Origin of the sequence: Anaerocaecibacter muris, from assembly GCF_943192945.1 — a bacterium.
GTDB classification, from domain to species: Bacteria; Bacillota; Clostridia; order Christensenellales; family Pumilibacteraceae; genus Anaerocaecibacter; species Anaerocaecibacter muris.
Genome location: NZ_CALPCE010000003.1, coordinates 178,389 through 196,928 on the forward strand (window position 1 = coordinate 178,389; position 18,540 = coordinate 196,928).

Sequence of the window (18,540 nt, forward strand, 5' to 3'; positions counted from 1 at the left end):
AACATTATTCTTTATTATATATCAGTTTAAAAAATCTTTTCTGTACTTGACGCCAAACAGCTCCGCGAGCTTTACCATATCCTCGTCCTTAATGGTGTTTATGCGCGGGCGGTTGCAAGTGAGCATGTAGATTTGCGCGGCTTTTTCCACCGTTTCGATAAGCCCGAACGTTTCGTCCATGGTTTTGCCCGCGCCGTACACGCCGTGCATTGCCCACACGACAATGCGGAAGTCGCGCATTTTGTCGGCTGTCGCAACGCCTATTTCGTCGGTGCCGCAAAGCATCCACGGCAGTATTCCCACGCCGTCGGGGAATACAACTATGCACTCCGTGCACATCTCCCAAAGCGTGTGCGTCAACTTTTTTTCGTCAAGTTCGTGCACATAGTTCATGGCGAGCGTATGGGTCGGGTGGCAGTGCATGACGACGCGGTTTTCGGGGTCTTGCGCAAGCCGCGCCATGTGGCACATCATGTGCGAGGGAAACTCGGACGTCGTTCTGCCTCCGTCGGCAAAGCCCCACAAAAGCTCCACGCCCTTTTTATCCTGCGCGACGCGCACGATGCCGAGGTTGTTTTCGGGGTCGTCCTTGACGTTTTTAAAATATTTGCCTGTGCCCGTGACAATGAAAATTTTTCCGACAAGCGGCGTTACGTCGAACGCCGCGGCGTTCACGCCCATCAGCGGAATAGTGCGGATAACCTTGTTTAAGTCCAGATATTCGGCAACTTCCTTTTCGTCGAGCATATAACTTATATTGCCGCCGTTGCGCTCGTCCCAGCCCAAACGATACATGTTGGCGCAGGTGTCGCACATTTCTCTTACGAACGGCGCGGCCGTTATGTCCTTGCAAGCGCGCTTGATTTCCCTGCCCGCCTTTTTAATTTCATCCATGAAACCCATATTATTTACGCTCCTTTAAAACGTCGTTTTCGTATTTTCTTATTTCGGGCAAGTACGCTTCGCAAAGCCCCTCGCGTTTTAAGTATTCCTGCCATACCGCGCCGAACGGCAGGGTTTTGTATTCTTCCTGCGCGACCATGAGCGCGGTGAAGTCGCCCTCGTCCTGCAATTTTTTGAGCGGCGCGTCGTTTACGAGCAGTGCGTACAGCAATGCTTTTTGCACGGCGCGTTGACCCGTGACCCACGCCGACAGCCTGTTGATACTCGCGTCGAAATAGTCAAGCCCTATCTTGACTTTGTCGATTGCGTCGTTGCGCACAATCTCCTTGGCGATTTCTTTAAGTTCGTCCTCGAACAGCACGACGTGGTCGCTGTCCCAGCGCACGCCGCGCGTTACGTGAAGCGCGACCGTGTCGTAAAACGCCAACAGCGACGGGATTTTGTCGCTTACGTATTCGAGCGGGTGATAATGCCCGTTGTCCAAAAGACAGCAAATCCCGTTGTTTGCCGCATAGTTCTGATAAAATTCGTTGCTACCGACAGTATAGCTTTCAACGCCTATGCCGAAAACTTTGCTCTCCACCGCGACGGCGACTTTATTTCTGTCGTAACCGCACGACAGAATTTCGTCGAGCGATTTTTTAAGCCGCAGGCGCGGCGACAGCCTGTCGGCGGGCACGTCCTTAAACCCGTCCGGAATCCAAATATTCATAAGCGCGCGCGTGCCGAACTCGGTCGCAAAGTATTCGGAAATCTTAATGCACGCCTTGCAATGTTCTACCCAAAACTTGCGTATTTTTTCGTCGGGCGACGACAGCGTCAATCCGTCTTTGACGTTTTCGTGCGAAAACAGGGTCGGGTTAAAATCGATTCCGTCCAAGCCGAGCTTTTTGGCAAACTCCACCCACGGCGCGAAATGCTTGGGCGCGTAGGCGTTTCTATCGACTTTGTCGCCGCCGAGTATGGCATAGCTCGCGTGCAGGTTGAGCCGCTTTTTCCCCGGCATGAGCGAGAACGCTTTTTCTATATCGCGTTTAAGCTCCTCGAAGTTGCGCGCGCGACCCGGATAATTGCCCGTCGTCTGTATGCCGCCGCTCAAACTTCCGCCGCCGTCCAGTCCGATAACGTCGTCGCCTTGCCAGCAATGCACGCTTACGGGGATTTGACGCAAAGTGTTTAACGCCTTTTCGACGTCCACGCCGTAAAGCGCGTACTGTTTTTTTGCCTGTTCGTACATAAATATAAAATTCTCCTTTTCGGATATTGTTTGCACGGTTGCGCGCCGCGGCGATCGCTAATCGCGTTGCGCCTGAATTTTAAGATTGCCTATCGCCGTCGCTTCTATGGGCAACGCCGTGACCGTCACGCCGCACACGTCGTTGACAAGCGAATTGAGATACTTGTTTTTTGCGCCGCCGCCCACTATATACAGACGGTCGTACTTTTTGCCCGTGTTGGCTTGAAGTTCGGTTATGGCGCAGGCGTAGCCGTGCGCGAGCGAAATATACGCAGCGTTGAAATAATCGGCAACCGATTGGGGCTTGTGTTTGAGCATGCCGTCGAACGCCGTTTTCATGCTTACGGGCGACAGGAACGCTTGGTCGTTTATGTCCACGCTCTCTTTAAACGCACTCTTGCTCGCGCCGTCCGTTATTTCGTTCCACGGCGTGTCGGGGCACAGCTCGTCGCGCAGTCTGTTTACCACCCACATGCCCATGATATTCTTTTGATAGCGGATATAGCCCGCGCCGCCCTCGTTGCTGTAATTGGCTTTGCGGCTGTTTTCGTCCGTAACTGCGGCGGGAAGTTTCGCGCCGAGCAACGACCACGTTCCGCTCGATATGTAAAGTTGATCGCCGTCCATGGGTATGCCCTCGACCGCGCTTGCCGTGTCGTGACTCGCGCACAGCACCGCTTGCACGTCGCCGCCCACATACTCGCGTATTTCGGGTTTGAGCGAGCCGACGACCGTCCGCGGTTGCGACAGCGCGCAAAACAGATGATCGGGCAAGCCCAGTCGCCGTATTATGTCGCGGTCGTACTCGCCCGTCGCGCAGTTGACAAGCCCCGTCGTCGTGGCGTTGGTGTACTCGTGCGACTTGACGCCCGTCAGCTTATACGTAAGATATTCGGGTATCATCAAAAAGTCGGTCGCGTTGTCCAGCCTGCCGCTGTCCGCGTCGTCGCACAACTGATACACGGTGTTGAACGGCTGAAACTGTATGCCCGTGCGCGAATAAAGCTCGGCAAACGGCACAAGCCCGTGCACCCGCTCGATTGCGTTTTGCGTGCGCCCGTCGCGGTAGGAATGGCACGGCAATATTTCCTCGTCGTAATTTATAAGGACGTAATCGACGCCCCACGTGTCTATCGCAAAACTTTCGATTTTGGGGTACTTTTTAAGCGCGGCTTTGATTCCCTCGACCACGTTATCGAACAGCGATTTTATATCCCACGTCAGCTTGCCGTTTGCATTGCAAACGCCGTTGCCGAACCGATACACTTCGTCCGTAGTCATTTTCCCGCCGTCCGGCCAACCGACTATATGTCGCCCGCTCGACGCGCCTATATCAATGGCAAGATAATATTTCATATCCCAACGCTCCGCATATCGCCGCACCGCGAGGCAAAAACCTGTGCCGCCGCGCGACTTTTGTCTGCTTAAAGTATATCACAATATCGGCAGGTCTGCACGTTTTTGAGCAAATATGCTCATTATATTGACAATCGCGTAAAAATATCGTATAATTCGATCACAAACGCGCAAAAGAGGAACAACGATTGGACAACGAACGGCAAAATGTGATCTTGCGGATCATGAAATCCGAAAAGAACGTGACGGTACACGATCTTGCAAGCCGTCTGTATGTGTGCGAAGCGACCATCAGGCGCGACCTTACCGCAATGCAACGCATGGGCGTTGTGCGGCGCAGTCACGGCGGCGCGCTTATAGCGGAAGCGGCGGACGAAATTTCCATGTTTGTGCGCATGAACGTCAACGCAAAAGAAAAAGAGGCTGTCGCAGCAAATGCGTTGCCGCATATTCCCGATTTTAAATCGCTGTTTATAGACAGCTCGTCCACCGCGCTCGCGCTCGCGCAACGGCTGGACCTTGCGGGCAAAACGGTTGTGACCAACAACTTGCAAACCGCGCTGTCGCTGTCGCGCATGGAGGACATAAACCTTATAATATTGGGTGGAAACATAACACTGTCGAGCGTGTCGATAACGGGCAGTTGGACGGCGCGACAGCTTCAATCTTTTTCGTTCGATCTTATGCTTGCCTCGTGCGCGTCCATACGCAAAAGAACGGCGTTTGAAAAAACGCTCGACCAACGCGAAATAAAACAGGTCGCTTACGAAAATTCCGCCGTGCGCGTCTTGCTCGCGGACAGCACCAAAATAAACGCGCGCGCGGGCATTTACATTTTCGGCAATCTGTCCGAATTCGACTTAATCGTGTGCGACAAAATCCCGCCCGAACACGCCGAGGACTTTGAGGGTTTGCCCGTCGTCGCAAGCTGATTGTTTTCCGCCGCGCCGCCGATAAGAACCTAAAACGAACCCCATAGTTTTAGTTTTTTTCTTTTGCCGATTTAGTTGGCAATCGCGCCGTTATAAGCCGTAGAAACGCCCTTGTAGGCGCGTACTCGGTTTTGTCGGTATTTCTTCAACGGCGGTTATGCCGCGAAAGCCGCTTGACATGAGAAAGGGGCGTGTTAGGCTATTAACGCCAAGGCAACCCAAAACCCGATAGATTCTCAATCGGTCGGGTTGCGCGTTTCGCCCTTACTTGCCTATACACACGCCCCAACTTTACTGCTCTCTATTGTTATTTGCTTGTCTAACGTTCCAATGCGATTTTCAAGTTCGCGTAGGCGCCAAAATGATTTTTTACAGTTGCAAATAATAAACAAATACGATATAATTACTATACGATAAACGGTAATTTGCCGCACGGGAGCAAGCCGTGCGTTTTCGGAGATGAAAATGTATCACGAGATAAGAACGGAAAGACTGCTGTTGCGCCCACTGAATATCACCGATTTAGACTCCGTGCATGAATACGCGTCTGACGCCGAGAATACCCGATTTATGATGAGGATGCCGAAGCGAACGTTGGAGGAAACAGCAGAATTTTTGATCGGCGTCACCGAGGAATGGGAAAAAGACGACCCCGCTTTTTACGAATTTGCCGTTATATTGAACGGCTCGCTGATCGGCGCGGTTTCGGTATATTTGAATGATGAGAGAAATGTCGGAGAGTTAGGTTGGATATTGAACAAAAAATTTCATAAAATGGGTTATGCGTCGGAAGCCGCTATTGCAATAAAAGATTTTGCTTTGAATACCCTACATCTCAAAAAATTGGTTGCGCAATGCGATTACAGAAATGCGCCATCAGCTCGCCTTATGGAAAAAATAGGGCTTAAACTTGAAAGCGATGACGGTGTTAGAACTTATATAAAAAGAAACGAGACCGCAAGAGAATTGACATATAGTTTTACGGCTGATTAAAATTCGTTTTGGGTTACTGTTGCTCCGCCGATTTTGTTGAGCGCGCTCGGCGTAACGATCATTGCATTTAACCGCGATTTATCGAGCCGCGTACAATTTTTACGCAAGCGAAAACCCGACTTTACGTCGGGTTTTTACATTCTTGCGATATTGATTATGCGTTATTTTTTGTTGAACATTTTCGCAAGGGCGGCTAACTTTTCGTCCATGCTCATGTTCTCGGTGGACGGCGCGCGTTCGTCCGTTCTGTCGCGATAGCCGCTTTGCCGCTCCCTGTCGCCGAACGGTCTGCGTTCGCCGCTTGCGCCGTTCCTGCCGAAGTCGCGTTTTTCGCCGTCGCGCGGGCGGAAGTCGCGGCGCGCATTGTCGTCGCGGCGAGGCGCGCCGCCCTCGGCTTTGCGCTTTTCGCGCTCGGCTTGGCGTTGCAACCACTCCTCGTGTTTTTTGTCGCGCTCGGCTTTTATCTTTTGCCATTCCGCTTTTTTGTCGGCGCGCTCTTGCTTTTGCTTTTCGTACTCGGCTTTGCGCGCGTCGCGCGTCGCGGGGTCGAGCATGGTGAGCGCAATCCTGTGTTTTTGGTTATCGACCGACAGCACCCACACGTTTACTTTGTCGCCCACTTTGAGCACGTCCGACGGGTGCTTGATAAAGCTGTCCGAAATTTCGGAAATGTGCAACAGTCCGTCCTGATGCACCGATATGTCCACGAACGCGCCGAAGTCGGTCACGTTGCGCACAACGCCCTGTATCTGCATGCCCTCTTTAAGGTCGTTCATGTCCATGAGGTCGGAACGCAACACGGGCGGAGGCAGTTGGTCGCGCACGTCGCGCCCAGGCTTGATAAGCTCGGTAACTATGTCGTTAAGCGTCGGCACGCCCACGCCGATTTCGTCGGCAACGGTTTGCTCGCCCGCGTCCTTGACCTTTTGCGGCAGGTCGCCGAGTTTACACTCGCGCACGTCGGCTTCCGAATAGCCGAACTTTTTGATAAGTTTTTGCGCCGCGTCATAAGATTCGGGGTGAACGGCGGTGTTGTCCAAAACGTTGTCGCCGTCGGTAATTCTCAAAAATCCCGCGCACTGCTCGAACGCCTTTGCGCCGAGCTTGGGCACGCTCAACAATTCCTTGCGCGAGGCGAACCGCTTATTGGAACGGTACTCGACAATGTTCTTTGCCGTGCCTGAATTAAGTCCCGAAACGTAAGCGAGAAGCGAATACGACGCAGTGTTCAAGTCCACGCCCACGCTGTTGACGCAGTCTTCCACCGCCGCGGTAAGCGACGACACAAGACGCTTTTGCGGCATGTCGTGTTGATACTGCCCCACGCCGAGCGATCGCACGTCCACTTTTATAAGCTCCGCCAACGGGTCGAGCAGGCGGCGCGCAATGGAGATTGCACTGCGGATTGTGAGGTCGAGTTCGGGAAACTCCTCCGCGCCCAGCTTACTGCCGCTGTACACCGACGCGCCCGATTCGGAAACCACCGCGTAAGACACGGGGCGATCGAGTTCTTTAATGAGCTCGGCGACAAAGATTTCCGATTCTTTGGAAGCGGTGCCGTTACCTATGGAAATGCAATCTACGTTGTGCTTGGCAATAAGCGCTCTAAGCACTTCTTTGGCTTGCTCGATTTTCTTTTGCGGCGGCGTGGGATAAATAACCGCGCTGTCGAGGAACTTGCCAGACGCGTCGATAACCGCTATCTTGCAACCCGTGCGGTACGCAGGGTCAAGACCGAGTATTACTTTGCCTTTGAGCGGCGGCTGTAACAACAACGGTTTTAAGTTGCGCTCGAACGTTTTGATAGCCTGTTCGGACGCGCGGTCAAACAGTTCCGTCCGCACTTCGCGTTCGATACTCGGCTGAATAAGCCGTTTATAGCTGTCCTCTATCGTTCTGTCGATAAGCGCGTCGAACGCCGAGCTTTTCTTTTTTGCCGCGGAAATAAGTTCGAGCGCCTTGACTTCGTCAACATTGACGTTGACTTTAAGACACTCTTCCTTTTCGCCGCGAGTAACCGCGAGAACGCGGTGACTGGGCACGGTCGCAACCGCCTCGTCGAATTTGAAATACGTTTCGTATACTTTTTTCTTTTCGTCGTCCGTGCAGGACTCGTCGAGCGCGGCGACAAGCCGACCGACCGACATAGCCTGTTCGCGCAATGCCTTGCGGATAGCCGCGTCGTCCGAAATACGCTCGGCTATTATGTCGCACGCGCCGTCGATAGCGGTCTTGGCGTCGGGCACTTCCTTGTCCGCGTCGATATACGGCGCGCACAGTTCCGCCTCGTCGTAAGAAGCAAGCTCTTGCGCCTCGATAATATCGGCAAGCGGTTCCAGTCCGCGCGCAACGGCAACCGACGCGCGCGTCTTTTTCTTCTGCTTGTACGGGCGATAAATGTCCTCCGCCTCGGTAAGCGTTTTTGCCGCGTCGAGCGCGGCGGCAAGCTCGTCCGTCCACTTGCCCTGCGCCTCAATAGAGGCTTGAATTTCCTCTTTGCGCTTTACAAGTCCTTTTAGATACTCGTAACGCTCGGACAGTTCGCGTATGACCTGATCGTCGGTCGCGCCGTGCATCTCCTTGCGGTAACGCGCGATAAACGGAACGGTGTCGCCCTGATCGAGCAAATCCACAATGTTGGAGCAATGCTCCTCTTTGAGCGAAAATTCTTCGGCAAGTTGTTTCTTAATATCCATAAAATCCTCGTGTCGCGCAACTCTTTTGCGCACGTATTATTTTACAATATATCCGCGCGAAAATCAAATATTTTACACCACAATTATAAGCCGATTTTAGCGGCGGCTGTTCCGCATACCGCGTAAAATAATACAGCCCGCGTGCGTTGAGCATGTTAGCCGACGGCGGACAGCATGCGCCGCATACTATCTTCCCGCGCCCGACCGCGTGCGCGCCACGGCGTCCGCCCAGCCGTCGAGCAGACGCTTGCGAACGTCCTCCGTCATGCTCGGTTCGAACACGACGTCGCCGTCGCGCGGACGGCGCAAATCGTTCATGTCGTACACGCCCGTCGTCAAGCCCGCAAGGTACGCCGCGCCGAGCGCAGTCGATTCGACAACTGCGGGGCGGACAATGCGACAGCCCGTAATGTCCGCGGTAAACCGCATGAGAAAATCGTTAGCCGACGCGCCGCCGTCCACGGCTATCTGCTCGACGCGCATGCCGCAATCTTTTTCCATGGCGACAAGCACGTCGTTCACTTGATAAGCAATGCTTTCGAGCGCGGCTCGGACAAAATGGAAACGCGACGCGCCGCGGGTTATGCCCGTGACCGTACCGCGCGCATAAGCGTCCCAGTACGGCGCGCCCAGCCCGACGAACGCGGGCACTATGTACATGCCGAGCGTGTCGCTCACCTTTTCGGCGTACTCCTCCGTTTCCGCCGCGGTGCGCACCAAACGAAGCTCGTCGCGCAACCACTGCACGACTGCGCCGCCCACAAACACGCTTCCTTCCAGAGCATACTGCGGTCTGTCCGTCACGCCCGCCGCAAGCGTCGTAATAAGCCCGTGCTTGCTTGCAACGGCATTGTCGCCCGTATTAGTAAGCATAAAACAGCCCGTGCCGAACGTGTTTTTCGACGTGCCGCAATCGAAGCAACGCTGACCGAACAGCGCGGCTTGCTGATCGCCCGCAACGCCGGCAATGGGCACGCTCGCGCCGAACACGCCCGCGTCCGTGTACCCGAACATCCCGCCCGACGGCAGGACGCGCGGAAGCATGCTCTTGGGTATGCCGAACAGTTTAAGCAGTTCGTCGTCCCAGTCGAGCGCGTGGATATTAAACAGCATGGTGCGCGACGCGTTGGTGTAGTCGGTCGCAAAAATCTTGCCCGCCGACAGTTTCCACATTAAATAAGTATCGACGGTGCCGAACAGAAGATCGCCGCGCTCCGCGCGCGCCCGCGCGTTATCTACGTTGTCGAGAATCCACGCGAGCTTGGTTGCCGAAAAATACGGATCGACGGGCAAGCCCGTTTTGCGGTAAACAATGTCCGCCGCGCCCGCCGCTTTGAGTTCGTCGCAACGTTTTGCCGTGCGGCGGCACTGCCACACGATCGCGTTGCAAACGGGCGCGCCCGTGGTCTTATCCCACACGATCGTCGTTTCGCGCTGATTTGTTATGCCTATGGCGGCTATGTCGCCGCGGTTTAACCCCAGCCGCGCGATCGCCTCCGACGCGACCGCTGCAATCGACGAATATATAGCGAGCGGATCGTGCTCCACCCAGCCCTCGCGCGGGTAGAGTTGCGCGTACTCGGCTTGCGCCGTCGCAACAGCCGCGCCGCGCTCGTCGAAAACAATAGCGCGCGAGCTTGTCGTACCCTGATCGAGCGCGAGAATATAGCGTTGTTTGTCCATCGTTTTTCCGTCCGTAAAAATTGTAAAACAGCACGAAACCGTCGCCGCGCATGTTGGTTATACGCCGTATTTTAGCATAAATTCACGGCGTTGTCAATATGCGATCGGCGGCGCGCGCAACGCCTCGAAATGTATGTTTTAGCACAAAATTACGATCGAATAATACTAAAAAACTATTCGTAAAAACTTGCCTTAAAACAGTTGACTTACAAAAGCGCGGTGCTATAATGAGTGCATGAAAAAGCTCCCGACAATTTTCCGTCGCAAAGGCACGGCGGCGCTCGACCTGACGGTAGGAAGTCCGTTAAAGCGGATACTGACCTTTATGTTGCCCATGCTCATCGGCAACATATTCAATCAGTTGTACTCCATGGTCGATACCGTTATCGTCGGGCAAACGCTCGGATCGGACGCGCTCGCGGGCGTAGGTTCGACGGGCGCGATAACGTTTTTAATACTCGGGTTTGTGTCGGGCTTGACGCACGGGTTTTCGGTAGTAGTCAGTCAACGCCGCGGCGCGCACGACGAAGAAGGCATGCGCAAATCGTTCGCAACGGGCATTGCGCTTACAGTCGTGATAGTTTCCGTGCTTACGGTGATTGCGTTGGCGGTGACAAAACCGTTGCTCACGGCAATGCACACACAGCCCGATTTTTACCCTTACGCCTATCAGTATTTATCGGTCATTTTCGGCGGCATGTTGCTGTCCGCGCTGTCCAATCAGTTCGCGTCCACGCTCCGCGCTATCGGCGACTCGCTCATACCGCTGTTCTTCCTCGTATTCTCGTGCGTGTTCAACGCGAGCTTCGATTGCCTGTTTATAATGGTTTTCGATATGGGCGTGAGCGGCGCGGCGGCGGCGACCGTGCTTGCCAACGGTATTTCCGCGCTGTCCGTGTTTACTTATATGTGGATAAAATATCCCATGCTTCGGTTCAAGCCCAAGCACTTCCGACCCAACTTGAAACGTTACGCGACGCATTTGAAACTGGGCGTGCCCATGGCTCTGCAAATGTCCGTAATTTCGATAGGTATGATCGTAGGACAAACCGCGCTTAACACCATGAGCCCGACCGAAATAAAAGCATACGTCACCGCGACCAAAATCGACGGCTTGGCGACGTCCGTGCTGAACACCGCGGGCATTGCAACCGCGACGTTCGTCGGACAGAATTACGGCGCAAAGCGTTACGACAGAATAAAAAAAGGCGTAAAGCAATACACGATTTTTATGATAATAGTTTCGCTCGCGCTCGGCGCAACGGTGATTGCACTGCACCGTCCGCTCGTCATGCTGTTTATTTCGCGCGCCGAGCGAACCGAAGCGCTGTACGCGGGCGCGCTTAAATACCTCGTGTTCAATGCGGGATTTTATATACTGCTCGCCACGCTGTGCATTACGCGAAGCGGTCTGCAAGGCATGGGGCGCGGCACGCTCGCGCTTACAGCGGCAATGGCGGAAGTCGTCATGCGCGTGGGTGTCGCGCTAATCGCAATGCACTACCAAAGCTATACGATAGTGTGCATGCTTAACTGTATGTCGTGGATAGGCGCGAATATCATGCTGTTCCCCGCGTTCCTCGCAACATTGCGCAAATACGTGCCGCTGTTTAAACCGCATGCAAAATTTTTGCACCTGCCCAACCCCTCCGAAATCCCGTTCACTCAACCCAAAGAAGAAGATTAAACTATCAACCGCGCAAACTCGGTCTAATAGACATGTCAATTAAAATCGCCTATTGACAAACGTATAGTAATAGAGTATAATACAATAAAAGTACGTCAACCACCTGACGGGTATCCGTCACATATAACAATAAGGAGGGTTCTTATGAGCGCATTTAAAGTCGTCCGCAATCTAACTATAATTGCGGCTGTTTGCGCCATTGTGTTCTTGATAGTTTATTTAGTTTACGAAAGTAAATTTGAAAAATCAAGCGATTATACGGAAACTCAACACATACAACGTGTAACCGATTTGGCAAATAAACGTTATCTAAACGATGATACCGATTACACCGAGTTGCAAGTGTACCCGTTGTACGACGAAAACGATAAACTCACAAGTTTTTTGATTGAACTTAAACCTGTCGGATTTATGTATGTATTTTTAAACCATAATTCCAAATTAAATCACTTCGGTAACGGCATGTATTTACAATCAACATCAAATATTAAACCATGGGCAAGATATGTCGTAGAAACCGATAATGATGCTTATTTAAAAATACGCAATACTACATATAAGTTTAATGATCGGCGTTGGACGGAATTAGACGGAAACGACATGCCTATATTACATGAAACCAGTCATTTCAAAACCGCAAACATACAAGACGAAAAACGCTACTTTTTAAAATATCGCAGTAAATATATACCCGCAGTAAAGCGAAACGACAAATTCTTAAATCTTATTTCTATGGAATACATGGATATAAATTACAAGGATGAAATAATCGACCAACCAACAATAGATTTTATTGCACTAATACCCGAACCGGCTTTTCAACTTTAATATGGTCAATTATATATTCAATTTTATTAATCATTAGGAAGTTTAATTGTAATTTATGCGCAGGAAATTATAAAGTTTTTCTCTATATGTAAACACAGCAAAAAAGCTCGCAAATCAGCGAGCTTTAATTTTTAGTGGTTTTTGTTTGTTTGGATTTTTCGGTTTTGGACGCGCCGCCGGATTTTTCCGATTTGGTCGGTTTATCGCTCGTCGCCGCTATCGCCGCTATCGCCGCTTTGGATCCGAGTTTTGCCGCCTGACGAATAAAGCTGTTGCCCGTCGCTTCGTTGCGCTCTATACCCTCGCCGTTTACAAAGCACATGCCCAGATTGCACATGCCGTCGGGGTGTTTTTGTTTAGCTGCTTCTTTAAACCAGAACACGGCTTGTTCGTAATCGCGTTCTATTTCGTCGCCGTAATAGTACATTTCGCCGAGCGCGTTCTGCGCGTTGGGATCGCCTTCGAGCGCGTTTGCGGTAAGCTCGTCGAAGTGCGCCCAGAACTCCTTGCCCGCAAGCCTGTTGCGGTATTCTTCCATGATACTCTCGTTTTCCGCAATGAGCCGCCGCTCCTCGGCAATCGTTTCTTCGGACACGTCAATCGATTTGTTGTATTCCGCACGCTTTTCGGCATCCGACAAAACCGCATACGCTTCCTCGACCTTGGCGAGCTTGGCGACGATTGTTTCGTCGGTCTTGCCCGCGTAACGCTTGACGAGTTTTGCATGCGCGTCGGTTATTTCCTCGTCGGTCGCCCAAATAAGCACGCCCAAAACGCCGTACAGCGTGGGTTTGGCTTTGCGCCTGTCGGCTTGGGTCTTTTTTGCCCAGTCATCCATGCGCCGTTCGGTATCCGATATAAATTCCTCGCTCTGCGCGTACTGTTGCCACTGATCGTTTTCGGCGCGCAAAACATCTATTTCCGAAGTCAATGAGCCGACCTGTCGGTTAAGCTCGTCGATTTCCTCTTGCATTTGCCGACGTTTGTCCTGTTGTAACTGGATTTGCGCCTGATTGTTGAGATCCGCCTGACTTTTATCTTGTTCGAGCTTCTTTATGCACAGCAACGCTTTTTCCAGTTTTGCGCGCAAGTCCGCGCTTTCCGATTCCGCTTTGCGCGTCGCCGCCTCGGCTTTTTTAGTTGCCGCTTCCGCTTTTTTAGCCGCATCCTCCGCCTTGCGCACGGCTTCGCTGTTCGCGCCGCCGTCCTCGCGCAAAGTTTTGAGTTGTTCTTCTATATCCTTGGCGCGAATTTGTTCCTGCGACAACTCCCTGTCGCGGTTGAACAGCTCGACTTCCAAATCCCTGCGGTCCTGTTCCGCGTCGGCGAGCTGACGTTTTAAATCCGCCGTTTCCGTTTCGAAGTTCTTTTTTATCTTTCTGTTTTCGGCGAGCAGACTGCGGACACTCACATTGAGCCGAGATATTTCCGACTCCGCCGCCGCTTTCGCTTCCGACGCGCCCTGCTCCCTGCCGCTCTGGAACGCCTGATTGCGAAGCGCCTGAACCTGCGCTTGCATTTGTGCGGTTTGATACTGCGCCTGTGCTTGCGCTTGGGCTTGCGCCGCCTGCCGCGCGCGCGCAATCGTCGCGTCGCGCCGCGCGCTCGCGTTTACGTTCATGTTGTTCATTGCGCCGTTGCGATATGCCGCTTGACGCGCCGCCTGCCGTGCCGCCGCTTGAGCCTGCGCGCGCTGACGCGCTATCACGTCCTCGGGATTGAGCCGCGTCGACGTCGCCTCTTTCAGCTTGACGTCATATTCGGCGCGCGCTTTGGGGTCGGACAGCACGGCGTTCGCCTCGTTGATGTCGGCAAACTTATCCGCCGCAGCCGCGTCACCGGGGTTTACGTCGGGGTGATAACGCTTGGCGAGAACGCGGTAACTCCGCTTAATGTCCGACTCGGTTGCCGTCTGTTGAACATTGAGAATTTGATAGTAATTTTTCATCTACTCCTCTGTGAGCGCAAACGAATAATTTATACCCTGTAATTGTACAACCGCGCGCGAAAATTGTCAAGCGCACGCGCACACTTGCTTTATTTGCCGCGCGCCGCTGTTTTTGCGCCCGCAGCGTTTTTCCCGCCCTATTATTTTACGCGCCGCGCGCGGTCGATAATGCCCGTCATTTTCTGTCCGAACGCTCGACCTTTTCAAACCAAAACGCATAGCCCGTCGCGGGGGTAAGCCCCAGCTTATGTTGCAACGCGAGGCTTGCGGTATTGTCCGTATACACGTCGCACAGCGGGACGCGCCCGTATGTCATTATGTAGTTGATTAAAAACCGTTCGAGCGCCGCGCCTATGCCGCGCCGCTTAAAGCCGTCGTAAACTTCGAGCATACCCATTGTTCCGTCGCCGTGCCTGCCTATAAAGCCCGCGAGCTTGCCGTCCGCAATCGCGCCGAACACGCCCTGCGTGCGCATGATTTCCGCCATGTGCTCGACTGTGTAGCTTCCGCCGCGATTGGTGTACGCGTCCAAAACCGTTTGAGCGAGCGACGGCGCAAGCCGTTTAACGATCACGCCGCGCGGCAAATCCACCGCGGGCGGCATAGCGTCGAGGTATGCGAACATCTTGCACGCGGGCGCGTACAGCCCGACCGTTTCGGGCAAGTTATTGTCCGCGCCGAACACACATATTTTGCCGTACAGATTGTATTCGTCCGCATAGCGGTAAAAATCTCCGCCGTCCGCGAGCACGCACATACTCCACCTGCCGACGGAAATGATAGCGGCGCGATCGTCGCGTACTATAAGCCGCGCGCCCTCGTGCATAAGCGCGTCGTCGAACGCAACGCGTTCTATTTTATATTCCGATCTGTCGAGAATATCCGCCATGCTCACCGCTTTGCGCCGAACTTATCGGCGTAATTTTTTATACATTTTTTTATGATTTCCAACGCCGCGTCGCGCCTGCACGTTTCCTTGACCGCGGTTATCTTGTGTTCGAGTTCCTTGTACACCTCGAAGAAATGCGTCATTTCCTCGTACACGTGCGCGGGCAAGTCCGTTATGTCGGCAAACCCGTTATACGTGGGGTCGTTGACGGGCACGGCGATAATCTTTTCGTCCAGCTCGCCGCTGTCTATCATTTTGATAACGCCTATCGGCACGCACGTGACAAGCGTCATGGGAAATATAACTTCGTTGCAAAGCACCAACACGTCCAGCGGATCGCCGTCGTCGGCGAGCGTGCACGGTATAAACCCGTAATTGGCAGGATAAACGGTGGACGTATACAACACCCTGTCCAGCCGCACAAGCCCCGTATTTTTGTCGAGTTCGTACTTGGCTTTACTGCCCTTGGGGATTTCTATTAACGCCTCGAACCTGTCGAACGCGATACGTTCGGGCGATATGTCGTGCCAAATGTTCATTGACTTATCCTCCGCTCACCATTATAGCACTTAACGCCGCGATTGTAAACTCTATTTTGCGCGCAAAAAAAGCCCGCTCGCGCGAACTTCTTTTAACGGTGTTATATGGTATTGTGTGTGGAGTTTGTAATTGCCGCGCTACTCTGCGGCGGTTCGCCTTGATTTCTCCGCTACGCGCGTGGACGCGCTTCGGTCGAAATGATGGGAGGAAACGGCGTGAACGCGTTGCTCGAAATTATGGGAACACGTGCAACACCATGCCGATTTACTTTGCGGCTTTAATCGCTTTATAAATTCGTTCGGCGATTTCGTTCATGCCTTTATCGCCCGGGTGCGCGGCGACGCCCGCGTGCTCGAACTTGCCCACCGCTTTCATTTCGTCGAGGTTGCCCAAGTCGTGCAGTTGCGCGAACGCATAGCCGCGCTGTTCGGCAAGCGCGCGCACCGCCGCGTCAAACGATTCGTATTCCCAAAACAGGTCGGTGATAACAACCATACGCGCGCGTGCGGCGAAGTAGTCGATAAGTTTTTCGTAATGCGGCATGAACTCCGCCGCGCGATTTAACAGCCCCGCGTTTTCGCCCAGTCGCACTATCACTACGTCGGCTTCAAAGTCGCGCGCGGCGCGATATTTAAGGTCGAACAACTGCCCGTCGTTCCACGAACTTTCCCACTCGCTCATATTGCACACACAGTACGACGGTTTTTTGCCGTCGCGTTCCAACATGCCTATTAGACGGTGGACGTAATCGTTTTGCGCGCACGAAGCCGCCATGCCGTAATCGCCGTGCCAGCCTATATCGGGCTTTACGCCGTGGCGCGTAATGGAGTTGCCTAAAAACAGTATTTTTATATCCGCGTCGGCGCGCACGTCGAACTTGACGCAATCGCTGTCCGCTATCTGATTGGTCGCGGGCACGTCGTTGTTTATTAAATCCGATTGAAGTTTCATTTTTGCGAATTGTCGGCGAACAGCGCGAACGGCACATACATGCGCTCGCCCCTGCCGTTGACGGACAGTTCTATCGTAAACTCGTACTTGCCGTTGCGGATGTTTTCGGGAGTAAACGCGAACTCGCACGAATTGGTGTGATTAACCTTACTGCCGTGCCAGTGTTCGAGTCCCACGCAACACTCGGTCGCGCCCGCGCTCGTCCAGTCGTGCGGCAAGCCGTACAGCTTGACCGTGACGTACTGCGGCAAATACAGCTTGTTGCACAGCGTAACGGTTATGCGCTTTTGCTCGCCGTTTTTGACGGACACCAACGTCTTATCGAACGCGACTTTTGCGGTAAGCCCCGAAAAGTGCCGCCTGATCGTGTTGGGGCTGTCTTTGAGCAAGTCCTTAAAGTTTTCCTGCTGATAGGGATAAAACGCGTTCTCGTCGTAAGCGAGGCTGTTTGCCGCGATGACGTTAAAACCATGCTCGGCAAACTCGCAACGCTCGGACGACACGACGGGAAACTGTTTTACAACGCGGTCGCACAGCGCGCCGACAGATTCGGGCGCGTTTAAAAGCCCGTCGCCGCGCAGACAGCACGTGACGATTTTGTCCGAACAGCCGTTTTTCCATTTGTCGGGGATTTTATCCGCGCCGTTTATTATGCCGAGAATAGATCCGAGCGTGCCCGCCGTGCAGTCGGTGTCCTCGCCGCAGTTGACCGCGGTGCAAACGGACTTGCCGAAGTCGCCCTCGCCGTACAGCCAGCCGATTATGACAATGCCGATACTCGCGGGCGCGTCGTAACCGTGCACGGAGGGCGGCAGGTCTTTCTCCTTGCTCTGTGCGGGGCATTTTTTGCAAGCGGGAACAAGCGCGGTACCCTGCCACTCGCCGTTCATTTCGCCGAAGCTGGACGGCTCCGCAATCAAAAGTTTTTTGCGCGCGGTCTTAAAGTCGTCGCCTTTTTTGTAACAGTCGAGCGCCAAATTTATCGCGTTGCGCACGCCGCACTTTTCGGGCAAGTACGACAGACCTATCTTTATAAGTTTGTTTACGTCGCTCTCGAAAAACGCCGCCGCTTGAACCGCCGCGGTAAACACCGCCGCATATATGCCCTCGCCGCTGTGATCGACGCACGCGTCGTAGTATGCGTAATTAGCCGCGAGCGCGGGATTGCCCGCGCACAGGCACGCCCAAATTTCTGTACGAATCCACGCGCCGTTGCTGTCGCGGTTTTCGTTGCGCAAGTGACCGGAAAGGGGCGGCGCAATACCCATGCGATAATTATTCGCGCCCGTGCCGTACTCCGAAATAACCGCCGCGACATAGTTTTGCCAATACTGCGCGAGCGTGTGCGAGTCTATGTTTTTGCCCTCGTGCTCGATAGCGGCTAACCATACAAGCTGTAAATCCACGTCGTCGTTGGGAACGGGCGACGACACGTCCTGCATAAAGTCGTCTATGTCGTAAACGCCGCGGTAGCACTCGAACGGCGCGCCCAGCGTGCCGCCTACGTTTTTGCCGATATAGCAACCGCGAACCTTGTCGCAATAGGTTTTGTAGTCGATTTTCATTGATATGTCACTCCGTAAAAAAGTAATAGTTTTTATACGTCGAGTATACACGCATTAACGCTTAATGTACAGCGTTTTTTAAAATTTTTTTGCGCGCAGACCCAAATATTTGCAAAAGAATATCGCCGAGCTACGCAAGACGTAATCCCGCCGATACCTTTAATCGATTGTAACACGCCGATAGCGAGTAAATTTCAACCGTTTGCGTGCCGCCGTCGCCGTCGAGGTTATCCCGACGGCGGCTGACGTTCGCTGTAAAGCAGTTTCGTCTTACCACAAAACTACCTGTTAATGGGGCATTGTTATCGCGCCTATCGGCTATATCGCCATGG

Annotated in this window: 15 protein-coding genes; 4 read left to right on the top strand and 11 right to left on the bottom strand. The window is 53.2% G+C overall.

Annotation, left to right across the window (positions count from 1 at the left end; genetic code table 11):
- Window positions 1-21: 21 nt before the first annotated feature.
- The 3 genes from rhaD to NFR57_RS03960 are packed head-to-tail and all read right to left on the bottom strand — an operon-like array spanning window position 22 to window position 3,496.
- Window positions 22-903, bottom strand: a complete 882-nt coding sequence (gene rhaD / locus NFR57_RS03950; RefSeq protein ID WP_251182536.1) for a rhamnulose-1-phosphate aldolase — start codon at window positions 901-903, stop codon at window positions 22-24.
- 1 nt (window position 904) lies between these two features.
- Window positions 905-2,140, bottom strand: coding sequence for an L-rhamnose isomerase (locus NFR57_RS03955; RefSeq protein WP_251182537.1), 1,236 nt, complete (start codon window positions 2,138-2,140; stop codon window positions 905-907).
- 57 nt (window positions 2,141-2,197) lie between these two features.
- Window positions 2,198-3,496 carry a rhamnulokinase gene (locus NFR57_RS03960; RefSeq protein WP_251182538.1) on the bottom strand — a complete coding sequence of 433 codons (1,299 nt, stop codon included), beginning with the start codon at window positions 3,494-3,496 and terminating at the stop codon, window positions 2,198-2,200.
- A 209-nt stretch (window positions 3,497-3,705) separates the two neighbouring features.
- On the opposite strand from NFR57_RS03960, the gene NFR57_RS03965 reads away from it, so the two are divergent.
- Both NFR57_RS03965 and NFR57_RS03970 read left to right on the top strand, forming a co-directional pair.
- Window positions 3,706-4,428: a DeoR/GlpR family DNA-binding transcription regulator gene (locus NFR57_RS03965; RefSeq protein ID WP_275557175.1), complete on the top strand. Its 723-nt coding sequence runs from the start codon at window positions 3,706-3,708 to the stop codon at window positions 4,426-4,428.
- A gap of 465 nt (window positions 4,429-4,893) precedes the next feature.
- Window positions 4,894-5,421 (top strand): GNAT family N-acetyltransferase, encoded by a 528-nt coding sequence (locus NFR57_RS03970; RefSeq protein WP_251182540.1) that lies wholly within the window; start codon window positions 4,894-4,896, stop codon window positions 5,419-5,421.
- Window positions 5,422-5,582: 161 nt separating this feature from the next.
- On the opposite strand, the gene NFR57_RS03975 is transcribed toward NFR57_RS03970, so the two are convergent.
- Entirely contained in the window at window positions 5,583-8,117 is a 2,535-nt protein-coding gene (locus NFR57_RS03975; protein WP_476726952.1) for a Tex family protein, read from the bottom strand.
- Window positions 8,118-8,303: 186 nt separating this feature from the next.
- On the bottom strand, window positions 8,304-9,800 hold the full coding sequence (glpK, locus tag NFR57_RS03980) for a glycerol kinase GlpK (RefSeq protein WP_251182541.1): 1,497 nt from the start codon (window positions 9,798-9,800) through the stop codon (window positions 8,304-8,306).
- 235 nt (window positions 9,801-10,035) lie between these two features.
- Between glpK and NFR57_RS03985 the strand changes: the two genes are divergently transcribed.
- Together NFR57_RS03985 and NFR57_RS03990 are read left to right on the top strand one after the other, a co-directional pair.
- On the top strand, window positions 10,036-11,487 hold the full coding sequence (locus NFR57_RS03985) for an MATE family efflux transporter (RefSeq protein WP_251182542.1): 1,452 nt from the start codon (window positions 10,036-10,038) through the stop codon (window positions 11,485-11,487).
- A gap of 144 nt (window positions 11,488-11,631) precedes the next feature.
- Window positions 11,632-12,315 (top strand): hypothetical protein, encoded by a 684-nt coding sequence (locus NFR57_RS03990; RefSeq protein WP_251182543.1) that lies wholly within the window; start codon window positions 11,632-11,634, stop codon window positions 12,313-12,315.
- A 124-nt stretch (window positions 12,316-12,439) separates the two neighbouring features.
- Here the strand turns inward: NFR57_RS03990 and NFR57_RS03995 are convergent, their stop codons facing one another.
- From NFR57_RS03995 to NFR57_RS04020, 6 genes are all read right to left on the bottom strand, one after another.
- The gene (locus tag NFR57_RS03995; protein ID WP_251182544.1) at window positions 12,440-14,263 is read right to left on the bottom strand and encodes a DnaJ domain-containing protein; all 1,824 of its coding nucleotides are present in this window, start codon (window positions 14,261-14,263) and stop codon (window positions 12,440-12,442) included.
- Between the two features lie 175 nt (window positions 14,264-14,438).
- Window positions 14,439-15,152, bottom strand: a complete 714-nt coding sequence (locus tag NFR57_RS04000; RefSeq protein WP_251182545.1) for a GNAT family N-acetyltransferase — start codon at window positions 15,150-15,152, stop codon at window positions 14,439-14,441.
- A gap of 2 nt (window positions 15,153-15,154) precedes the next feature.
- Window positions 15,155-15,691, bottom strand: coding sequence for an inorganic diphosphatase (locus NFR57_RS04005; protein ID WP_251182546.1), 537 nt, complete (start codon window positions 15,689-15,691; stop codon window positions 15,155-15,157).
- 265 nt (window positions 15,692-15,956) lie between these two features.
- Entirely contained in the window at window positions 15,957-16,643 is a 687-nt protein-coding gene (locus tag NFR57_RS04010) for an SGNH/GDSL hydrolase family protein (protein WP_251182547.1), read from the bottom strand.
- Entirely contained in the window at window positions 16,640-18,208 is a 1,569-nt protein-coding gene (locus tag NFR57_RS04015) for an ADP-ribosylglycohydrolase family protein (protein WP_251182548.1), read from the bottom strand. Before NFR57_RS04015 ends, NFR57_RS04010 begins: the two co-directional genes overlap by 4 nt.
- Window positions 18,209-18,338: 130 nt before the next feature.
- Window positions 18,339-18,485, bottom strand: coding sequence for a hypothetical protein (locus tag NFR57_RS04020; protein ID WP_251182549.1), 147 nt, complete (start codon window positions 18,483-18,485; stop codon window positions 18,339-18,341).
- Window positions 18,486-18,540: the final 55 nt, after the last annotated feature.